General features: G+C 69.3%; 19 protein-coding genes and 1 pseudogene. 14 read left to right on the forward strand and 6 right to left on the reverse strand.

The window, feature by feature from the left end:
• Nucleotides 1–7: 7 nt before the first annotated feature.
• Nucleotides 8–1,269 (reverse strand): annotated as a pseudogene (locus AK36_RS10590) (MFS transporter).
• Here AK36_RS10590 and AK36_RS32820 point away from each other — a divergent pair.
• The gene (locus AK36_RS32820) at nucleotides 1,256–1,444 is read left to right on the forward strand and encodes a hypothetical protein (protein ID WP_126220022.1); all 189 of its coding nucleotides are present in this window, start codon (nucleotides 1,256–1,258) and stop codon (nucleotides 1,442–1,444) included. The pseudogene AK36_RS10590 and the gene AK36_RS32820 sit on opposite strands and share 14 nt — an antisense overlap.
• On the opposite strand, the gene AK36_RS10595 is transcribed toward AK36_RS32820, so the two are convergent.
• From AK36_RS10595 to AK36_RS10605, 3 genes are all read right to left on the reverse strand, one after another.
• Nucleotides 1,434–2,012, reverse strand: coding sequence for a YceI family protein (locus AK36_RS10595; protein ID WP_045578524.1), 579 nt, complete (start codon nucleotides 2,010–2,012; stop codon nucleotides 1,434–1,436). The two genes, AK36_RS32820 and AK36_RS10595, sit on opposite strands and share 11 nt — an antisense overlap.
• Before the next feature lie 82 nt (nucleotides 2,013–2,094).
• Nucleotides 2,095–2,655, reverse strand: coding sequence for a YceI family protein (locus tag AK36_RS10600; RefSeq protein ID WP_011883312.1), 561 nt, complete (start codon nucleotides 2,653–2,655; stop codon nucleotides 2,095–2,097).
• A gap of 8 nt (nucleotides 2,656–2,663) precedes the next feature.
• Nucleotides 2,664–3,224, reverse strand: a complete 561-nt coding sequence (locus AK36_RS10605) for a cytochrome b (RefSeq protein WP_011883311.1) — start codon at nucleotides 3,222–3,224, stop codon at nucleotides 2,664–2,666.
• A gap of 258 nt (nucleotides 3,225–3,482) precedes the next feature.
• On the opposite strand from AK36_RS10605, the gene AK36_RS10610 reads away from it, so the two are divergent.
• From AK36_RS10610 to AK36_RS10645, 8 genes are all read left to right on the forward strand, one after another.
• Nucleotides 3,483–4,163: a paraquat-inducible protein A gene (locus AK36_RS10610; protein ID WP_045578525.1), complete on the forward strand. Its 681-nt coding sequence runs from the start codon at nucleotides 3,483–3,485 to the stop codon at nucleotides 4,161–4,163.
• A complete protein-coding gene (locus AK36_RS10615; protein WP_011883309.1) occupies nucleotides 4,160–4,789 on the forward strand; it encodes a paraquat-inducible protein A in 630 nt (209 codons plus the stop codon). Before AK36_RS10610 ends, AK36_RS10615 begins: the two co-directional genes overlap by 4 nt.
• On the forward strand, nucleotides 4,782–6,401 hold the full coding sequence (locus tag AK36_RS10620; RefSeq protein ID WP_011883308.1) for a PqiB family protein: 1,620 nt from the start codon (nucleotides 4,782–4,784) through the stop codon (nucleotides 6,399–6,401). The genes AK36_RS10615 and AK36_RS10620 overlap by 8 nt, the downstream gene beginning before the upstream one ends.
• Nucleotides 6,398–7,141, forward strand: a complete 744-nt coding sequence (locus AK36_RS10625; RefSeq protein ID WP_011883307.1) for a PqiC family protein — start codon at nucleotides 6,398–6,400, stop codon at nucleotides 7,139–7,141. Before AK36_RS10620 ends, AK36_RS10625 begins: the two co-directional genes overlap by 4 nt.
• A 581-nt stretch (nucleotides 7,142–7,722) precedes the next feature.
• Nucleotides 7,723–9,846 (forward strand): site-specific recombinase, encoded by a 2,124-nt coding sequence (locus AK36_RS10630; RefSeq protein WP_011883306.1) that lies wholly within the window; start codon nucleotides 7,723–7,725, stop codon nucleotides 9,844–9,846.
• 189 nt (nucleotides 9,847–10,035) lie between these two features.
• Nucleotides 10,036–11,334, forward strand: a complete 1,299-nt coding sequence (locus tag AK36_RS10635) for a THUMP domain-containing class I SAM-dependent RNA methyltransferase (RefSeq protein WP_045578526.1) — start codon at nucleotides 10,036–10,038, stop codon at nucleotides 11,332–11,334.
• 342 nt (nucleotides 11,335–11,676) lie between these two features.
• Entirely contained in the window at nucleotides 11,677–12,093 is a 417-nt protein-coding gene (locus AK36_RS10640; RefSeq protein ID WP_011883304.1) for a VOC family protein, read from the forward strand.
• A gap of 73 nt (nucleotides 12,094–12,166) precedes the next feature.
• Nucleotides 12,167–12,853, forward strand: coding sequence for a helix-turn-helix transcriptional regulator (locus AK36_RS10645; RefSeq protein ID WP_014722459.1), 687 nt, complete (start codon nucleotides 12,167–12,169; stop codon nucleotides 12,851–12,853).
• A gap of 177 nt (nucleotides 12,854–13,030) precedes the next feature.
• On the opposite strand, the gene AK36_RS10650 is transcribed toward AK36_RS10645, so the two are convergent.
• A complete protein-coding gene (locus AK36_RS10650; protein WP_011883302.1) occupies nucleotides 13,031–13,954 on the reverse strand; it encodes a carbon-nitrogen hydrolase family protein in 924 nt (307 codons plus the stop codon).
• 108 nt (nucleotides 13,955–14,062) lie between these two features.
• Here AK36_RS10650 and AK36_RS10655 point away from each other — a divergent pair, with 108 nt between their 5' ends.
• The 4 genes from AK36_RS10655 to AK36_RS10670 all read left to right on the forward strand — a co-directional run bounded on the left by AK36_RS10655 (nucleotide 14,063) and on the right by AK36_RS10670 (nucleotide 18,485).
• Nucleotides 14,063–14,983 carry a LysR family transcriptional regulator gene (locus AK36_RS10655; protein WP_045578527.1) on the forward strand — a complete coding sequence of 307 codons (921 nt, stop codon included), beginning with the start codon at nucleotides 14,063–14,065 and terminating at the stop codon, nucleotides 14,981–14,983.
• A gap of 106 nt (nucleotides 14,984–15,089) precedes the next feature.
• The gene (locus AK36_RS10660; RefSeq protein ID WP_011883300.1) at nucleotides 15,090–15,599 is read left to right on the forward strand and encodes an NUDIX hydrolase; all 510 of its coding nucleotides are present in this window, start codon (nucleotides 15,090–15,092) and stop codon (nucleotides 15,597–15,599) included.
• Nucleotides 15,596–16,750: a tRNA 2-thiouridine(34) synthase MnmA gene (mnmA, locus tag AK36_RS10665; protein WP_011883299.1), complete on the forward strand. Its 1,155-nt coding sequence runs from the start codon at nucleotides 15,596–15,598 to the stop codon at nucleotides 16,748–16,750. Before AK36_RS10660 ends, mnmA begins: the two co-directional genes overlap by 4 nt.
• A 115-nt stretch (nucleotides 16,751–16,865) precedes the next feature.
• Complete coding sequence (locus tag AK36_RS10670; protein ID WP_011883298.1) at nucleotides 16,866–18,485, forward strand: FMN-binding glutamate synthase family protein; 1,620 nt, start codon at nucleotides 16,866–16,868, stop codon at nucleotides 18,483–18,485.
• A gap of 131 nt (nucleotides 18,486–18,616) precedes the next feature.
• Here AK36_RS10670 and AK36_RS10675 read toward each other — a convergent pair whose 3' ends face one another.
• Nucleotides 18,617–19,231 (reverse strand): glutathione S-transferase family protein, encoded by a 615-nt coding sequence (locus AK36_RS10675; RefSeq protein ID WP_034194433.1) that lies wholly within the window; start codon nucleotides 19,229–19,231, stop codon nucleotides 18,617–18,619.
• A gap of 172 nt (nucleotides 19,232–19,403) precedes the next feature.
• Here AK36_RS10675 and AK36_RS10680 point away from each other — a divergent pair, with 172 nt between their 5' ends.
• Nucleotides 19,404–20,801 carry an aminopeptidase P N-terminal domain-containing protein gene (locus AK36_RS10680; RefSeq protein ID WP_045578528.1) on the forward strand — a complete coding sequence of 466 codons (1,398 nt, stop codon included), beginning with the start codon at nucleotides 19,404–19,406 and terminating at the stop codon, nucleotides 20,799–20,801.
• Nucleotides 20,802–20,819 lie beyond the last annotated feature (18 nt).

Here is a 20,819-nt window from a genome sequence, read left to right on the forward strand (position 1 = left end):
CGCGCGCTCAGCGAAACCCGAAGCGCCGCCTCAACACGACCAGCGCCGCGATGCTCAGCACGGCCGCGAACATCAGGTAGAAGCTCGGCGCGGTGTTGGTCCCGGTCGCGCGGATCAGCCACGCGATGATGAACGGCCCGAAGCCGCCGAACACGGTGACCGCGACGTTGTACGCGAGCGACATGCCGGTCGTGCGCGTCTGCACCGGAAACACTTCGGACAGCAGCCCGGGCAGCGCCGCGAAATAGCCGGTCATCAGGAACGCGAGCAGCACCTGCAGCGCGATCAGCGTGCCGAAGCCCGGATGCGCGACCAGATACGCGAACGCCGGATAGATCAGCACGAGAAAGCCGATGGCCGGCGCCAGCATCACGCGCACGCGGCCATAGCGATCCGACCAGTGGCCGACGAGCGGCGCGAAGGCCATCTGGATCACGCCGACGACGAGGATCGCCGCGAACGCGGCCGACGGCGCGAGGCCGAGCTGCTTCACGCCATAGGTCGGCATGAACAGCACGAGATAGGTCGCGACGGTGCCGAGCACGACCGCGCCGATCGCGGCGACGAGCCGCGCGTGTCGCGCAGCGGGTTCGCCGTGACGTCGGCCGCGAGGAATTCGGGCGTCTCGTCGACCTTCGCGCGGATGTAGTACGCGACCGGCCCGAGCAGCAGCCCGAAGAAGAACGGCACGCGCCAGCCCCATGCGGCCATCTGCGCGGCGGTGAGCTGCGCGTTCAGCACGGTGCCGAAGGCGGCGGCGAGCAGCGTCGTGAGCCCCTGGCTCGCGACCTGCCAGCTCGCGAAGAAGCCGCGCCGGCCGGGCACGTGCTCGGCCAGGAACGCGGTCGCGCTGCCGAATTCGCCGCCCGCCGAGAAGCCCTGGATCAGCCGCGCGGCGACGAGGATCAACGGCGCGGCGACGCCGATCGTCCGGTAGGTCGGCAGCACCGCGATCACGAACGTGCCGGCCATCATCAGCAGGATCGACAGCGTGAGCGCGGCCTTGCGGCCCGCGCGGTCGGCGTACGCGCCGAGCACGATCGCGCCGAGCGGGCGCATGAAGAACGACACGCCGAACGTGCCGAGCGTGAGCAGCAGCGACACGGTGTCGTTGCCGGCGGGAAAGAACAGTCGCGAGATCGTCACCGCGAAGAAGCCGTAGACGACCAGATCGAACCACTCGAGCGCATTGCCGATCGACGCGGCGACCACCGCGCGCCACACGCGCGGCGACGAAGCAATGGAGCCGGACTGCGTGACGGCATCCATCGGCGATCTCCTGTCGTTCTACGTCGTATTCGACGCGTGCGGGGCGGGGCCGCGCCGCGCGATGCCGCCGATTATAGGCGCGCAAAAAAGCCGCCGCGCCCGGCAACGGGAACGCGGCGGCTCGCAGGCGGCGCGCGGCGCGAAGGCCGCGGTCGCGTTACGCGTTATTGCTTGACGGCTTCGGCCGTGATCAGCAGCTTGGTCGCCATCTTGAAGCCGTACTGCTTGCCGTAGTCGAGGCCGAACTCGTCGCGGTTGAATTCGCCGACGGCGTCGACGCCGCACACTTCACGCTTGAGCATCGGATGCGGCATGCACTTGAACGAATCGATCTTCAGCGTCAGCGGCTTCGTCACGCCGTGCAGCGTCAGGTTGCCGACCACCGACACGGGCTTGTCGCCGTCGAACTTGATCGCGCCCTTGTAGACCGCCTGCGGGAACTTGGCCGCATCGAAGAAATCGGCCGTCTGCAGGTGCTCGTCGAGCTTCGCGCTGCCGGTGTGGATCGACGCGATTTCGGTCGTCACGTCGACCGTACCCGTCTTCGCCGCGCGGTCGAGCGTCACGGTGCCGCTCGACTTGTCGAACTTGCCGCGCCAGACCGACAGGCCGCCGAAGTGGTCGGCCTCGAAGCTCGGGTACGTGTGGCTCGGGTCGAACTGGTAAGTCGCGCTTTCGGCGAAGGCCGAGAACGACAGCGAGGCTGCCAGCGCGCCCGCGGCGATGATCAGATGCTTTTTCAACTTTTTCTCCTTGGAACGGCGCCGCGCGCTTGCGCGGCATTCGGGTGAGGCACGTGATACGGGTGATGCGGGACCCCGCCGCTTACTTCGTCGCGACGAGATGGAACTTGATCTGCACTTCGTCGGCGACGATCGACGTGTCCTTCCATTCGCCGGTGCCGACGTTGAACGCGGAGCGCTTGATCGGCAGCACGCCGTCGAAGGTCTGCGTCGCGCCGCTCTGCGTGACCGTCACGGGCACCGTGACGTTCTCCGACTTGCCCTTGATCGTCAGCTTGCCGGTCACGTTGTACTTGTTGCCGCCGGCCGGCGCGATCGCGCTCGACGCGAAGGTCGCCTGCGGATACGTTTTGGCGTCGAACCAGTCCTTGCCGGCGACCTGGTCGTTGTACATCTTGTCGCCGAGGTCGAAGCTCGCGATGTCGATCGTCACCTGCGCGCTGCCCTGCGCGGCCTTCGCCGGGTCGAACTTCACCTGCGCGGAGAACTTCCGGAACGCGCCTTCGGTCGGCACGTTCATCTGCTTCGACACGGCGGACACCTTGCTCTTGGCGAGGTCGACGTCGGCGTGCGCGGCGGCCGATGCGGCGAGCGACGCCGCGGCGAATGCGGTCAGCACGGAGCGGGAGAAAGTCACTTTCATGGGTTCCTTCATTTGGCAAAGGGAAGCATGCGCGACAGCAGCCCGTCGCGGTCCAGCACCTGATGCTTGAGCGCCGCCAGCACGTGCAGCGACACCAGCGCAAGCAGAATGTAATTCAACGTCACGTGGAGCGTCTTCAGCATCTCTTTCAGCACCGGATCGGGGTCGATCAGGCGCGGCAGCGGCACGATGCCGAGATAGACGACCGGGATGTTCGACGCGGAGCTGTACAGATAGCCGGTGACGGGGATCGCGAGCATCAGCACGTACAGCAGCATGTGGACGCCGTGCGACGCGGCGCGCTGCCAGGCGGGCGTAGCGCCGGGCAGCGCGGGCGCCGCGTGGGTCGCGCGCCACAGCAGCCGCATCAGCGCCAGCGCGAACACGGTCACGCCGATCCACTTGTGCCACGAGTAGTACTTCAGCTTGGCCGGCGTGAAGCCGGGGATGTCGGTCATCACCCAGCCGAGCGCGAAGCCGCCGACGATCAATACCGCGATCAGCCAATGCAGCGCGATCGCGGTTTGCGTGTAACGTGCCGGGGTGGCCGGCAGCGAGTTCGATGCCATCGTGGGTTCCTCAGGTGAGCGAACGGCCGCGCCGGTATATTCGTCCGACGCTTGTCAAGGGCGCCATGCTACCGCAACCTTTCTCGACGCGCGGACTCTGAGGACAGGCACGCCAGCCGGCTGTCACGTCCGCGCCATGTTACCGGGCGGTCACCGCGCGCCCGGGCATTGACACCGCCGAAAAACCGATTTGGTAAGATTGGCGCGGGTTCCGGCCCCGTCGACGCGCCGCCCAGCCGTCGCAACACCGCCTTTTCCATGCAACGATACGACCTGATTGCCTGTCACGAATGCGACGCACTGTTGCATAAACCGCGTCTGAGCGGCCGCCAGATCGCGCGCTGCCCGCGTTGCGACGCGCTGCTCTATCGCAACAGCACCACGCAGATCGAGCGCATCACCGCGCTCGCGGTCGCCGCGCTCGTCACGTTCGTCATCGCGCAGACGTTCCCGATCCTCGAAATGGACCTGAACGGCACGCGCGTGCAGACGACGCTGATCGGCGCGATCGACGCGCTGTGGCATCAGGACATGGCGATCGTCGGCGTGATGGTGTTCTGCTCGACCGTGCTGTTCCCGCTCGTCGAGATGGCCGCGCTGCTCTACGTGCTGCTGCCGATCCGGCGCGGCATCGTGCCGCCCGGCCTGAACCTCGTGCTGCGCACCATCCAGCTCGTGCGGCCGTGGGGGATGATCGAGGTCTTCATGCTCGGGATCGTCGTGACGATCGTGAAGATGGTCAGCCTCGCGCGCGTGGTGCCCGACGCGGCGCTGTTCGCGTTCGGCGCGCTCACGCTGATGATCGCGGTCGTGCTGATGTTCGACCCGCGCACCGTGTGGGACATCGCCGACGACCTGCGCGCCGGCCGCTCGCCGGGTGCTCCTGCTACTCCCGCCGCCGCCGACCCGGCCGCGCTGCCGGAGGCGCCGCGCCGATGACGACGCCGACCGCCGCCCGCGAGGGTTACGCCAGCTGCCACGCCTGCGGGCTCGTGCAGACGCTCGACCATGCGCATGCGCATTGCGCGCGCTGCGGCAGCACGCTGCATTTCCGCACGCCGGACAGCGTCATGCGCACCTGGGCGCTGCTGATCGCGGCCGTGATCCTGTACATTCCGGCGAACCTGCTGCCGATCATGCGCACGTCGTCGATCGTCGGCTCGCAGGAAGACACGATCATGAGCGGCGTCATCTATTTCTGGACCTCCGGCGACTGGCCGCTCGCGGTGATCGTGTTCGTCGCGAGCATTCTCGTGCCGATGCTCAAGCTCGGCGTGCTGACCCTGCTCGCGACCAGCGCGCAGCGCCGCGCGACGTGGCGGCCGCTGCAGCGCACGCTGCTGTACCGGATCGTCGAGCGGATCGGCCGCTGGTCGATGCTCGACATCTTCGTCGTGACGCTCACCGTCGCGCTCGTCCATTTCCGTTCGCTCGCCGTCATCACGGCCGGTCCCGGCGCGCTCGCGTTCGGTTCGGTCGTGATCCTGACGATGCTCGCGTCGATGCAGTTCGATCCCCGCCTGATCTGGGATCCAGTCGAAACCTCAGGGAAACACCATGAATAGTCCGCAAGGCCCGCAGCACGACGCGCCCCGGCCGCCCGACCCGGCAATCTCGACGAAAGGCGGCTGGCTGCCGTCGCTCGTCTGGCTCGTGCCGCTGCTCGCCGCGCTGATCGGTATCGGCCTCGTGATCAAGTCCGTGCGCGAGCGCGGCCCGGAAATCACGATCAGCTTCCACAGCGCGGAAGGGCTCGAGCCGGGCAAGACGCAGGTCAAGTACAAGGACGTCGAGATCGGCACGGTCAAGACGATCACGCTGTCGAAAGACCTCACGCGCGTGCTCGTCCAGGTGCAGTTGAAGAAGGAAGCCGAGGACTTCGCGATCAAGGGCTCGCGCTTCTGGATCGTGCGGCCGCGCGTCGGCACGACCGGCGTGTCGGGGCTCGGCACGCTGCTGTCCGGCGCATACATCGGCGTCGACGCCGGGCGCGGCCCGGACGCGCAGAGCGACTTCATCGGCCTCGAGTCGCCGCCCGCCGTGACCCGCGACCAGAAAGGCACGCAGTACGTGCTGCGCGGCGATTCGCTCGGCTCGGTCGACATCGGCTCGCCGGTCTATTACCGTCGCGTGCAGGTCGGCCAGGTGGTCGGCTTCTCGCTCGACAAGGACGGCACGGGCGTCACCTTCAACGTGTTCGTCAATGCGCCGTACGACCAGTACGTCGGCATGAATTCGCGCTGGTGGCAGGCGAGCGGCGTCGACCTGCGGCTCGATTCGAGCGGCCTGAAGCTGAACACGCAATCGCTCGCGACGGTGATCCTCGGCGGCATCGCATTCCAGACGCCGCCGAACCAGCGCACCGGCGCGACCGCGCCGAACAACACGACGTTCCGCCTCGGCTCCGACGAAGGCGACGCGATGCGCGATCCGGACGGCGAGCCGCTGCAGGTCGTGATGAACTTCAACCAGTCGCTGCGCGGGCTCGCGGTGGGCGCGCCGGTCGACTTCCGCGGCATCGTGCTCGGCGAAGTGACGAACATCGGCATCGACTTCGATCCGAAGACCAAGAACTTCCTGATGCCGGTCACGATGAACGTGTATCCGGAGCGGCTCGGCCCGCGCTTCCGTGAAACGATCGGCAACAAGGGCGAGTCGGCTCGTCGCGAGATCGTCGAGCGCCTCGTCAGGCACGGGCTGCGCGGCCAGCTGCGCACCGGCAATCTGCTGACGAGCCAGCTGTACGTCGCGCTCGACTTCTTCCCGAAGGCGGCGGCCGTGAAGATGGACACGACGCGCCAGCCGCTCGAGCTGCCGACCGTGCCGAACACGCTCGACGAGCTGCAGCTGCAGGTCGCCGACATCGCGAAGAAGCTCGACAAGGTGCCGTTCGACCAGATCGGCGCGAACCTGAACAGCGCGCTCACGAACGCCGACAAGCTGTTCAAGCAGCTCGACACGCAGGTCGCACCGGAAGCGCGCGACACGCTGTCGGCCGCCAAGCAGACCTTCTCGACCGCCGAGGCGACGCTGCAGCAGGATTCGCCGCTGCAGTCCGACGTGCGCGGCGCGCTGAAGGAGCTCACGCGCACGCTGCAATCGCTGAACGCGCTCGCCGACTATCTCGAGCGCCATCCCGAATCGCTGCTCAAGGGCAAGCCAGGAGATCAACCATGACCACGACACGCGTGAACGTGCTCGCGAGCGGCGCAGCCGCGCTGTTCGCCGTGCTCGCGCTCGGCGCGTGCAGCTCGCCGCCCGCGCGCTTCTACACGCTGAGCCCGGCCGACGCCGCCGCGCCCGTGCGCACCGCGCCCGCCAATCCGGCATTCCTGATCGAGGTGCCGTCGGTGGGCGTACCGGAGCAGGTCGCGAGGAACCAGTTCGTCGTGCAGCGCAACGCCGCGCAGGTCGACGTGCTCGAGCAGGAGCGCTGGGCCGCGCCGCCGGCCGACGAGATCCGCCGCGCGCTGTCGGACGATCTCGCCGCGCAGCTCGGCACGATCGACGTCGCGAATTCCGCGTATCCGGCCGGCGTGCCGGTGTATCGGATCAGCGTGAACGTGCAGCGCTTCGAGTCGTGGCCCGGCAAGCGGGCGGCGATCGACGCCGTGTGGAGCGTGCGCGCGGTCGGCACGCAGACGGTGATGACGTGCCGCACGAGCGTCGCGGAGCCGGTCGCCGGCGGCTTCGATGCGCTGGTGGCCGGCCATCGGCGCGCCCTCGACGCGATTGCCTCGCAGGCCGCGGCCGGCGTGCGCGCGATCGCCGCGCGGCGTGGGGTGGCGGCGAGTGGAGCGAGCGCGGTGGCAGGCGGCAAGACGACGGTCGCCGCGACGGCCGTGCCGGTCGTGCCCTGCCCGGCCAATCCGGCGCCCGGCGGCGACGCAGGCGCGACCGGCAAGTCGGGCGCGTAAGCCGGCGGCGGGGTGCGAGCGCATGGGGGGTGTGGGTGCGTGGCTCGTATGGACGTATGGGGCGTGTAGCCGCGTGGTTCGTGTCGTTCGTGTCGTTCGTGAAGCTCGCGGAGTCCATATCGCCCGTGTCGCTCACTGCGTAACCCGTCTGGTCCGCGCGTCCCCTGTAACTCGTCCGGCCCACCTGACCCGGTAACCCGTTCCAGCAGCATCACCGATCACGACCGCCGGCCGCACCACCCACGCCCGATCTCTGCCATCGCCCACCTCGCCTCGCTCGTCGAGATCGGTAAAAACCGGCGTCACGCAACGCGGTCGGCTTGCCTTTTCGCGGCCGATTGACGATCCTACGCTGTCCCCGACCCGCGCCGCCTGTCGTGCGGGCCAGCCGATGGCGCACCGCCCCGGTCCGACCGAGCGCCGCGCGAGCGCAGGCCCGCGACGGCCCACGCACGGCACGTGGCGACCGTCCGCCCATCGTCCGGCTTGCCCGACCCGCGTCACCGTTGCCCTCGGCGCCGCGCCGCGTTTCCGGCCGGCATCCCGAACCCGCCCACCCGTGGGCTTTCGCTATTCCGTTTATGTTTCGTTCCCTGACGACCCTGATCAAGAAGTGGCGCGCGTCGCGCAATGCCAGCCACCAGCTCGATGCGCTGCTCGCGCACGCCGACGCGCACGCGTCGTACGCCGAACGCAGCGAATGGCTGATCGAGCTCGCGCACTGGCTGCGCCGCAACGGCGCGATGCAGCCCGGCCAGGACGCCCCGGCCGAGCGCGACGCCGACGCGCGCGCGTATCCGGCCCACGCGCGACTGCGCTACCTGTTCCACGTGCTCGACCGCAATCCCGCGTGGAAGTCGCACGCCGCGCGCATCCTGCGCGGGATCCTGCGCGAGTGCGACGGCATCTCGCTGCTGTGCGACGCCGGGATGCCCGTGCATTCCGGCTTCTTCGGCGCGCTGTTCGAGCGGATCGACTCGTCGCTGATCCCGCCCGCGCCGAACCGCCGCGAGCTGTCGGCGCTGTTCACGCTGATGTTCCCGACGCCGGAGGACGCGCAATGGATCGACGCGCTGCCCGACGACCTGCTCGGCCGCTTCGCCGAACTGTTCACGTTCGACGTCACCGACGCCGAGCGCCACGAGCCCGGCTCGTTCTCGCGCGACCTGCTGGCCGCGCTGCACAACCTGACCTGCCAGATCAGCTCGACCGGCCTGTCGCAGACGGTGCGCAGCCGCCTGTCCGACGACGATGCGCGCAAGCCGCTCGAAGGCCAGCCGTTCTACCGCCTCACGCGCGCGATGCTCGCGGTCGAGACCGCGCATGCGGCCGCCGAGGACGGCGGCGATCCGAGCAAGCTGCTGCACGAGGTGAACTATCTGCGCGTGCTGCTCGACGAATGCCGGACCGCGGTCGACGACGTGTTCGCGCACCTGTACCGCAACGGCGTGTCGGTCGACATCGTGTTCCAGGTCGAGCGGATGCGCATGCGCATCCAGCGCGCGGAACTGCTGCTCAACGCATGGATGGCGCGGGACGACCTACGCGGAATGGCACGGCTCACCGCCGAGCTGGTCGACGCGAACCAGAACAGCCAGAGCGTCTCCCATCTGATGCGCAGCAACTTCTCGCTGTTCGCGCGCAAGCTCGTCGAGACCAACGCGGACACAGGCGAGCATTACATCTCGCGCGGCCGCGCCGAATACCTGAAGATGCTGCGGATGGCCGCGGGCGGCGGCCTCGTGACGGTCGCGACGGTGTGCGTGAAGTTCGCGATCACCGGCTCGCACCTGCAGTCGATGCTCGAAGGGCTGCTCGCGGGTGTCAACTACGCGGCGAGCTTCATGCTGATGCACTTCCTGCATTTCACGCTCGCGACCAAGCAGCCGGCGATGACCGCGCCCACGCTCGCGCGCGAACTCGACGACACCGGCCACGACGAAGGCGTGAAGGCGTTCGTCGCGTCGGTGATCGCGCTGATCCGCACGCAGGCCGCGGCGATCTCCGGCAACGTGCTCGTCGTGTTCCCCGTCTGCCTGCTCGTGCAGCTGCTCGCGGGCAACCTGCTGCACGCCAACGTGATCTCGCCGGCCAAGGCGCACGCGACCCTGCATTCGTTCTCGCTGCTCGGCCCGACGCCGTTCTACGCGGCGCTGACCGGCGTGCTGCTGTGGGCGTCGAGCCTGCTCGCCGGCTGGGCCGACAACTGGTTCGTGCTGCACCGCGTCGGCGACGCGCTCACGTACAACCGCCGCCTGCGGCTCACGCTCGGCGCGGCGGGCGCCGCGAAGCTCGCGCACTTCTGCCGCTCGAACGTCGCCGGCGTGGTCGCCAACGTCGGGCTCGGGCTGATGCTCGGCCTAGTCCCGGCGATCGTCACCGTGTTCCTGTTCCCGTTCGAGGTGCGCCACGTGACGCTGTCGGCCGGCGCGATCGGCGTCGCGATTGGCGTGCTCGGCCAGGACGCGCTGCGCACGCCCGAACTCTGGTGGGCCTGCGCCGGCGTGCTGAGCATGGCGATCCTCAACGTGCTGGTGAGCTTCGTGCTCGCGTTCACGATGGCCGTGCGCTCGCGCAGCCTGCGCCGCACCAAGGTGCGCGCGCTGGTCGGCGCGATCGTGCGCACGGTGCTGGCGAAGCCGTCGGCGCTGTTCTGGCCGGCCGGCGCACCGGCCGCTCGCGCGGGCCAGCCGGGCTCGCACTGACGGTTCGACGGGCCGGCGGCGCACGCGCGGCGGGGCCGCCCGGCCCGCCGCGACGTCCGGTCGGCCGGCGCGCGCGCACCGGCCGCGCGCGGGCCGCACGCCGAAACGGACGCCAAAACGGACGCGGCGCCGGCTGAGGCCGCCCGCGCCGCGTACAATGGTGGACTTTTGCACGTCCTCACCCGCCTCATGTCCTCGCCTACCCTGTACGAATTCTTCGCTCCCTGCCCGCGCGGCCTCGAAGCGGCGCTCGCCGCCGAGCTGGCCGAGATCGCCGGCCGCCACCTGAACGGCGCGCCGTTCACCGCGGGCGCGCAGGTGCCGGGCGGCGTGCACTTCCGCGGCGGCTGGGCCGCCGGGATGGCCGCGAACCTGCACTCGCGCATCGCGAGCCGGATCCTGCTGAAGATCGCGCACCGCGCGTACCGCAACGAGCAGGACGTCTACGCGCTCGCGCTCGAGCAGCCGTGGGAGCGCTGGTTCGCGTCGACGCAGACGCTGCGCGTCGACATCACCGCGATCAAGTCGCCGCTGAAGAGCCTCGAATTCGCGACGCTGCGCGTGAAGGACGCAATCTGCGACCGGATGCGCGAGAAGACCGGCTCACGCCCGAGCATCGACACCGGCGCGCCGGACATACGCGTGTTCGCCTTCCTCACGACCGGCGAATGCACGCTGTATCTCGACACGTCGGGCGAGCCGCTGTTCAAGCGCGGCTGGCGGCTCGACAAGGGCGCGGCGCCGCTGCGCGAGAACCTCGCGGCCGGCATCCTGCGTCTGACCGGCTGGACGCCCGGCACGCCGCTGTACGACCCGATGTGCGGCAGCGGCACGTTCCTCGCGGAAGCCGCGCAGATCGCGCTGGGCGTCGCACCGGGCGTCGAGCGCCGCTTCGGCTTCGAAAAGCTCAAGCAGTACGACATCACCGCATGGCAGGGCCTGAAAGTCCCCGCGCTCGACGCGAAGCGCGCCGCGCGCAGCAAGCGCGATCCGCTCGGTGTGTACGGCAGCGACATCTCGGGCGACATGCTCGACAAGGCGCGCGCGAACCTCGAGCGCGCCGGCGTGCCGTCGGTATGGCTGAAGCAGATCGACGCCCGCGCGATGACGCCGCCGTGCGACGGCCCCGGCATCATCCTCGCGAATCCGCCGTACGGCGAGCGGATCGAGGTGCGCGGCCGCAGCGCGCGCGGCGAGGTGCGCGAGACGGGCCGCAACCGCGGCAACGACGACGCGTTCCGCCGCACGCACACCGACGCGCCCGACAGCGAGTTCTTCAACGCGCTCGGCGATGCGCTGAAGCAGCGCTTCACCGGCTGGCAAGCGTTCCTGCTGAGCTCCGACCGCTCGCTGCCGGGCCAGCTGCGCCTGCGCGAATCGGCGAAGACGCCGCTGTTCAACGGCGCGCTCGAATGCCGGCTGTTCCGCTTCGACCTGATCGCCGGCAGCGTCAAGGCGCGCCCGGCCGCTGCGGAAGGCGACGCGTGACGCGCCGCTCCCGCGCACCGGCCGCTGCGGCCGGCTGCTGACAGCCAGTCCCCGACGCCCGGCATTCGCCGGGCGTTGTTACTTGCGGCGCCGATGCGTGCGCCGCTTCGTCTGCCGTACCTTCCACCCCACCGTCCGCTTCGGCGCTGCGCTGCGCGCCGGCTGCCGCCGCGCGACGCGCGAAGCGCGAACGGGCAGGCGCTTTCCACACCGGCGCGCGGTGCGTTGTCAGTACCGCCATCACTACTGACAGCACGCTGTCAGGAGCCCGCGTTCACACTGCAATCCCGGCGCAATGCAAGGCTGGTTTCCATCAAGAATCCGAACAACAAGGAGCTCGTCATGACGTCCGCGACTGCAAACGCAAACGCACCCGCAACCCTCGACCGTGCCATCGCATGGTTCGACATCCCGTCGCTCGATTTCGACCGGGCGATCCGCTTCTACGAAACCGTGCTGCAGACGACGCTGCATCGCGACGTGATCGGCGGCGTGCCGATGGCCGTGTTCGATCACGAGGCGTCGAACACGGGCGGCAGCATCGTGTTCGATCCGCAGCAGATGAAGCCGAGCGCGAACGGCGTGCTCGTGTACCTGAACGCCGGCGAATCGGTCGTCGCAGCGCTCGAGCGTGCGAAGCGCGCGGGCGGCGTCGTGCAGGGCTCGGTGGTCGAGCTGCCGAACAACTACGGCTACATCGGCTACCTGATCGATACCGAGGGCAACCGCGTCGGCCTGCACGCGCCGAAATGCCACTGAGCGCAGCCGCGAGCGGGCCGGCGCGGCGCTATCATCGCGGCAATCCCCTCACCGCAGGAGTCGAGGTGCCGCGATGACGCGCCGTGCCGACCGCCTTTTCCAGATCGCCGAGCTGCTGCGCGGGCGCCGCCTGACGACCGCGCAGCAGCTCGCCGACTGGTTGTCGGTGTCGCCGCGCACGGTTTATCGCGACGTGCGCGACCTGCAGCTGTCGGGCGTGCCGATCGAAGGCGAAGCGGGCATCGGCTACCGGCTGAACCGCAACGCGAGCCTGCCGCCGCTCACGTTCACCGCCGAGGAACTGGCGGCGCTCGCGGTCGGCGCGCGGATGCTCGAAACCTGGGGCGGCGCCCGCTTCGCCGGCGGCGCGCGCTCGGCGCTCGCGAAGATCGCGTCGGCGATGCCCGCCGACAAGCGCACGGCGCTCGATCGCCTGCCGGTGTTCGCGCCGTCGTTTCACATCGACGAGACGTTCTGCGCGAAGGTCGATGCGATCCATCAGGCCGTCGATACGCGCCACATCGTCAGCTTCGACTACCGCGACCGCCTCGGCGCGCACACGAAGCGCCGCGTGTGGCCGCTCGGGCTCGTGTACTGGGGCGGACGCTGGACGATCGGCGCGTGGTGCGAGCTGCGCGACGATTTCCGCACGTTCGACATCGCGCGGATGGGCGACATCACGCTGCACGAGCAGTTTCCCGACATGGAAGGCCGGCGCATCGCCGACTACATGCGAATCGCGCAGGCGCCGAGATGCTGACGCGCGCGCCGCGCGCAACCACCATCGCGATCGCGACCCGCCATGTTCACTGCGCCGCCGGCCGCGTCGGCCGGGACGGGCGCCGCGTTCGCACATCGCGCCCACCACCCGGCCCGGCCCGGCCCGCGCGCGCGCCATGCGCCGTGCGCCGTCGGAGCCGCGCTTCGCATCCCGCCGTCAGCCGTTGAACACCACCGGCCGCTTCGGGCGCTCGTCGACGTGCAGCGAAAACACGTCGGCGCGCGCGTAGTGCCCGACCACGTCGAAGTCGTAACGCGCGCGGACCAGCTCGTCGGTATCGATGCGCGCCGTCACGAGGCCGGGCTCGCCGATCAGCGGCTCGGTCAGCAGATCGCCGAGCGGCCCGACGATCACGCTGCCGCCGCGGATCAGCGGCCGCTCCGGGTCCCAGCCCGGCACGTCGATGCCCAGCGCGCGCGGCGACGGCTGCACCTGGCACGCGCTCACGACGAAGCAGCGGCCTTCGTGCGCGATGTGGCGCATCGAGCTTTGCCACAGATCGCGCTCGTCGACGGTCGGCGCGCACCAGATCTGCACGCCTTTCGCATACATCGCGCAGCGCAGCAGCGGCATGTGGTTCTCCCAGCAGATCGCGGCGCCCGCGCGGCCCGCGGCCGTGTCGACCACCGGCAGCGTCGAGCCGTCGCCCTGCCCCCAGATCAGCCGCTCGGTGCCGGTCGGCATCAGCTTGCGGTGCTTCGCGACGAGCCCGTCGCGCGGATCGAAGAACAGCGCGGTGCAATACAGCGTGCTGCCGCCGCGCTCGATCACGCCGATCACGAGGCTCGCGCCCGTGCGCTGCGACAGCGCGGCCAGTTCGTCGGTTTCCGGTCCCGGCACGTCGATCGCCTGCGCCGCATAGCGCGCGTACGCCTCGCGGCCCTCGGGCAGCCGGTAGCCGAGCCGCGTGCCGAACGTCTCGCCTTTCGGATAGCCGCCGAGCACCGCCTCGGGCAACACCACGAGCGATGCGCCGCTGTCGCGGATCGCGGTTTCGTAAGCGAGGATCGCGTCGAGCGTGGCGCGCGTGCCGGCCGGCGATGCGCCGATCTGCAGCGCGGCGATGACTGAGGTGGACATGAAGGCGTCTCCGGTGAAGGTGTCGAACGGGATGGAACGGGATCGAATGGGAGACGCCATCTTTGCCGATATCATGTCATCGATCAAATCGATAGCACGATAACTGACATGAATGCAGATGATATCGCCGGGCTCGACCTGAACCTGCTGAAGGTCTTCGAGGCGCTGTACGAGGAAGGCGGCGCGAGCCGCGCGGCGTTGCGGCTCGGCCTCACGCAATCGGCGGCCAGCGCCGCGCTGGCGCGGCTGCGCGTGATCTACGCCGATCCGCTGTTCGTGCGCACCGGCCGCGGGCTCGCGCCGACGCCGCGCGCGGACGAATTGAAGCCGATCCTGTCGGACGCGCTCGACCGCTGCCGCGCGAGCCTCGCGATCGCCGCCGACGCGGGCGAGCGGATCGGCCGAACGATTTCGGTCGGGCTGTCGGACGACTTCGAGATCGCGCTCGGCCGCGCGCTGATCGACGCGGTCGCGCGCGACGCCGCGGGCATCCGCCTGATCTTCCGGCAGACGCACAGCGGGATCGCCGGCGACGCGCTGCTGCGGCACGGCGTCGATCTCGCGATCGCGTCGGGCGGGTTTTCCGCGCACGGGCTCAGCCGGCGCGCGGTCGCGACCGGCGGCTACGCATGCGTGATCGACCCGGCGGGCAGCGCTCGCGCGCCGCGCGCGCTGTCGCTCGCGGAGTTTCTGCGGCGCGATCACGTGCTCGTGTCGTCGGGCGGCGTGATCGGCATCGTCGACGAGGCGCTGGCGGCGCTCGGCCACAAGCGGCGCGTCGCCGCGTCCACGACGCACTTCGCCGCGCTGCCGTACCTGCTCGCGGGCTCCGACGCGGTCGCCACGATTCCGGCGCACGCGGCCCGCGCGATCGAACGCGCGACGTCGCTGCGCGCGCTCGCGTGCCCGGTCGAGCTGCCGCACTATCCGGTCGAGATCGGCTGGCGCACGAGCGCGCAGCGCGACCCGGCGATCGTGCGGGTGCGCGACGCGATCGCAGCGTGCGTCGCGACGATCGTCGCGGCGTGACGGCCGGGGTGACCTGGCGACTTGGCGACGTTTCGGGTCCAAAAGGGTCGGATAGATCACCCGACCGCCCGGCACCCGCCGGTCGCAACCGGTAAAATGTCGAACCATGAAACCCGAAATCTGGACCCCGCATGTGACCGTCGCGGCGCTCGTCGAGCGAGACGGCCGCTTCCTCGTGATCGAGGAAGAAACCTCGACGGGCCTGCGCATCAACCAGCCGGCCGGCCATCTGGAGGCCGGCGAAACGCTCGCCGACGCCGTGATCCGCGAGACGCTCGAAGAAACCGCGCATCCGTTCGTCCCCACGGCGCTCGTCGGCGTCTACCTCGCGCACTACGAGCGCCCCGGCAGCGCGGGCGCGACCTATCTGCGCTTCACGTTCTGCGGCACCGCGGGCGAACCGCTGCCCGGTCACGCGCTCGACGACGGCATCGTCCGCACGCTGTGGCTGAGCGCCGACGAACTGCGCGCGTGCAGCGAGCGTCACCGCTCGCCGGCGGTGATGCGCTGCGTCGACGACTATCTCGCCGGGCGGCGCATCCCGCTCGATTTCGTGCATACGCATTCGGTCGCGCCGCGGCCGCAAGCATTCGACCGTCAGGCGGTGAACAAATGAGCAAGCGCCGTGTAGTGGTGGGCATGTCGGGCGGCGTCGATTCGTCGGTGACCGCGTGGCTGCTGAAGGAACAGGGATACGACGTGGTCGGCCTGTTCATGAAGAACTGGGAAGACGACGACGACGGCGAATACTGCTCGACGCGCCAGGACTGGATCGACGTCGTGTCGGTGGCCGATCTGATCGGCATCGACGTCGAAGCCGTGAACTTCGCGGCCGAATACAAGGACCGCGTGTTCGCCGAATTCCTGCGCGAGTACTCGGCCGGCCGCACGCCGAACCCGGACGTGCTGTGCAACGCCGAGATCAAGTTCAAGGCGTTCCTCGATCACGCGATGTCGCTCGACGCCGAGATGATCGCGACCGGCCACTACGCGCGCGTGCGCGAGCGCGACGGCCGCTTCGAGCTGCTGAAGGCGTTCGATCACACGAAGGATCAGTCGTACTTCCTGCACCGGCTGAACCAGGCGCAACTGTCGAAGACGATGTTCCCGCTCGGCGAGATGCCGAAGACGAAGGTGCGCGAGATCGCCGCGCAGATCGGCCTGCCGAACGCGAAGAAGAAGGATTCGACCGGCATCTGCTTCATCGGCGAACGGCCGTTCCGCGACTTCCTGAACCGTTATCTGCCGACCAAGCCCGGCCCGATGAAGACGCCCGACGGCAAGCGCGTCGGCGAGCACATCGGCCTCGCGTTCTACACGTTCGGCCAGCGCAAGGGCATCGGGCTCGGCGGCAGCAAGGACGGCAGCGGCGAGCCGTGGTTCGTCGCCGCGAAGGACATCCCGTCGAACACGCTGTACGTCGTGCAGGGCCACGACCATCCGTGGCTGCTGTCGCACGAGCTCGTCGCGGGCAACGTCAGCTGGGTCGCCGGCGAGCCGCCGGCCGACGGCTTCGCGTGCGGCGCGAAGACCCGCTACCGGCAGGCCGACGCGGCATGCCGGTTCGGCGCGGCCGCAGCCGGGCCGGCCGGCGAGGCGCGCTTCACGCTCGCGTTCGACGACGCGCAATGGGCCGTCACGCCCGGCCAGTCGGCCGTGCTGTACGACGGCGAGATCTGCCTGGGCGGCGGCATCATCGAGCACGCGGCCAGCGGCCGCGATGCTGCTGCTGCGGCCCCCGCAGCGGCACTCGTCGAAGCACGCTGACACCCATTCGGTTTAGACTTGCGGCACGCCGCGCCCGGCGCAACACGATTGCACCGAGGCCGGCGCGCCGCCGTCGCAGCGTACGCATGGCGGCCTACTTTCACGGAGTTCCCCCATGCTTTCCAGACGTTACCTCGCGATGTGGGGTGCCGTGCTGTTGCTCGCCGCCGCAGCCGCACTCGCGTCGATCCATGCGCTGTCCTGGCTGTGGATCATTGTCCCCGTCGCCCTCGTCGCCCTCGGCCTGTACGACCTGAACCAGGACCGCCACGCGATCCTGCGCAACTATCCGCTGTGGGGCCATTTCCGCTTCCTGTTCGAGTTCATCCGCCCCGAAATCCGCCAGTACTTCGTCGAGGACGACACCGACGAGAAGCCGTTCTCGCGCGCGCAGCGCAGCCTCGTCTACCAGCGCGCGAAGAACGTCGCCGACAACCGCCCGTACGGCACCGAGCTGAACGTGAAGTCGGTCGCGCACGAATGGATCAGCCACTCGCTCGCACCGACCCGGCTGCCGAACCACGACTTCCGCGTGCGCGTCGGCGCGAACCGCGCGCAGCCGTATGACATCTCGGTCCTCAACGTCTCGGCGATGAGCTTCGGGTCGTTGTCCGCGAATGCGATCCGCGCGCTGAACCTCGGCGCGAAGAAAGGCGGCTTCGCGCACGACACCGGCGAAGGCTCGTTGTCGAAGTATCACCGCGAGCACGGCGGCGACATCATCTGGGAGATCGCGTCCGGCTACTTCGGCTGCCGCAACGACGACGGCACGTTCAACCCGGACAAGTTCGCGAAGCAGGCGGCCGACCCGCAGGTCAAGATGGTCGAGATCAAGCTGTCGCAGGGCGCGAAGCCCGGCCACGGCGGCGTGCTGCCGGCCGCTAAGATCACGCCGGAAATCGCCGAGACGCGCGGCGTACCGATGGGCAAGGACTGCATCTCGCCCGCGACGCATTCCGAATTCTCGACGCCGCGCGGGCTGCTCGAATTCGTCGAGCGGCTGCGCACGCTGTCCGGCGGCAAGCCGACCGGCTTCAAGCTGTGCATCGGCCATCCGTGGGAGTTCTTCGGGATCGCGAAGGCGATGATCGAGACCGGCATCGTGCCGGACTTCATCGTCGTCGACGGTGCGGAGGGCGGCACCGGTGCGGCGCCGCTCGAATTCACCGACCACGTCGGCGTGCCGCTGCAGGAAGGCTTGCTGATGGTGCACAACACGCTCGTCGGGATCGGCGTGCGCGACCGCGTGAAGATCGGCGCGAGCGGCAAGATCATCAGCGCGTTCGACATTGCGCGCACGCTCGCGATCGGCGCGGACTGGGTGAATTCGGCGCGCGGCTTCATGTTCGCGGTGGGCTGCATCCAGGCGCAGCACTGCCACACCGACCGCTGCCCGACCGGCGTCGCCACGCAGGACCCGGTGCGCCAGCGCGCGCTCGTCGTGCCCGACAAGGCCGAACGCGTGTACAACTTCCATCGCAACACGCTGCATGCGCTGCAGGAGCTCGTGCAGGCGGCCGGCCTCGGGCATCCGTCCGAGCTGCGCGCGCATCACATCGTGCAACGCGTCGCGCCGCACGAGGTCCGGCTGATGTCGCAGTTGCTGAAGTATCTGAAGCCGGGCGCGCTGCTCGAGGGCCGCACTTGCGGCTATACGCTGTACGACAAGTGGTGGCCGATCGCGCGCAGCGATTCGTTCGTGCTCGGCGAGAATGCGTACGCGTCGATCGAATGACGTCAGCGCGGCGCGGTGGTTGATCGGTTGAGCGGTTGAGCGGTTGATCGATCGCTCGCCGCATCCGCAAAAAAGAAAAGCGCCCGAGCGGCGCTTTTCTTTTGTCTGCTCAATCCGCGGCGCGTGGCCGCTCAGCCCTGCGGCAGCGTGTCGACGAACGTCTGCCGCTGCGACAGCTTCGCGAAATGCTTGTCGAGGTTCGGATGACGGTCGCGCCAGTTCAGCTCGGGCATCCGGAAGTCCAGATAGCCGAGCGTGCAGCCGAGCGCGATGTCGGCGAGCGTGTAGTGATTGCCGACGCACCAGGTCTTGCCGCCGAGGCCCTGCGACATCGCGACCAGACCGTCGTCGATCTTGCGCTGCTGGCGTGCGATCCAGCTCGCGCTGCGCTGCCCTTCCTCGCGCAGCGTGTGCTCGAGACGGATCGCCACCGACGCATCGAGCACGCCGTCACCGAGCGCTTCCCAGCAGCGCACTTCGACGCGCTCGCGCCCGGACGGCGGAATCAGCTTGCCGACCGGCGACAGCGTGTCGACGTATTCGCAGATCACGCGCGAATCGAACACCGCCGCACCATCTTCCATCACGAGACACGGGACCTTGCCGAGCGGATTCGATGCCTGAATGTTCGTGTCCGGCGCCCACACGTTCTCGAGCTCCAGCTTGTAGTCGATCTTCTTTTCAGCGAGCACGATCCGCGCCTTTCGGACGTACGGGCTGCTGAGCGAACCGATTAATTTCATCATCTGCCTTTTTAAGGGAACCGCCGAGAGTATACGTTGTCGCCGATCATAACCGGCCGGTGCGACGGGGTAGAAAATCGGCCGTCCTGCCTGTGGATGGTTTGCAACAGCCGACGCCGGCGCGCCGCCGACTCCCGTCTCACGCGCCGCGTCCGGCGGCGCTACAATCGCACGAATGAATGCGCCCCTCGATACCGCCATCGCCGTCGACGTCTACCGCCAGCGCCGCGAACGCGTGCTTTCCGCACTGCGCGCCGCCGGCGGCGGCGTCGCCATCGTCCCCACCGCGCCCGAAATGCTGCGCAACCGCGATACGGCCTACCCGTACCGGCACGACAGCTACTTCTACTACCTGACGGGCTTCACCGAGCCGGATGCCGTGCTCGTGCTGAACGCGGCCGGCCCGCAGGGCAGCCCGCAATCCATCCTGTTCTGCCGCGCGAAGAACGCCGACCGCGAAACCTGGGAAGGCTTCCATTACGGGCCCGACGCCGCGCGCGACGCGTTCGGCTTCGATGCGGCTCATGCGGTCGACGTGATCGACGCCGAAATGCCGCGCCTGCTCGCCGACGCGGGCACCGTGCACTACCGCTTCGGCGCGTCGACGCAGTTCGAGCGCCAGCTCGCCGGCTGGCTCGAGGCAGTGCGCGCGCAGGCGCGCGCGGGCGTCGCCGCGCCCGATGCGCTGCGCGACCTCACGCCGCTGCTCGACGACATGCGGCTCGTGAAGGACGAACACGAGCTGGCGATCATGACGCGCGCCGCGCACATCTCGGCGCTCGCACATTGCCGCGCGATGCAGGCGTGCCGGCCCGGCATCCGCGAATACGAACTCGAGGCCGAGCTGCTGTACACGTTCCGCAAGCACGGCGCGCAGGCGCCAGCGTACGGGTCGATCGTCGCGGCCGGCGCGAACGCGTGCGTGCTTCACTATCCGGCCGGCAACGCGGCCGCGCGCGACGGCGACCTGATCCTGATCGACGCCGCCTGCGAGCTCGACGGCTACGCGTCGGACATCACCCGCACGTTCCCGGCGAACGGCCGCTTCTCGCCCGCGCAGCGCACGCTGTACGACATCGTGCTGGCCGCCCAGCAGGCGGCGGTCGACGCGACGCGCGCCGGCGTGCCGTTCGAGGCGCCACACGACGCGGCCGTGCGCGTGCTCGCGCAAGGGCTGCTCGACACCGGGATCATCGCGAAGACGCGCTTTTCGAGCGTCGACGACGTGATCGCCGAGCGCGCGTATGCCCGCTTCTACATGCACCGCACCGGCCACTGGCTCGGCATGGACGTGCACGATTGCGGCGACTACCGCGAGCGCCTCGCCGCGCGCGACGCCAACGGCGCGCTGCCGTGGCGCACGCTCGCGGCCGGCATGACGCTCACCGTCGAACCCGGCCTGTACGTGCGCGCCGCCGACGACGTGCCGCCCGAATACTGGAACATCGGCATCCGCATCGAGGACGACGCGATCGTGCGCGAGCACGGCTGCGAGCTGATCACGCGCGACGTGCCGGTCGCGGCCGCCGACATCGAGGCGCTGATGCGCGCGGGCGCGGCGCACGGTGGGTGAGCGTGCAGGCGCGGGGCT

Origin of the sequence: Burkholderia vietnamiensis LMG 10929 (genome assembly GCF_000959445.1) — a bacterium.
Lineage (GTDB): Bacteria > Pseudomonadota > Gammaproteobacteria > Burkholderiales > Burkholderiaceae > Burkholderia > Burkholderia vietnamiensis.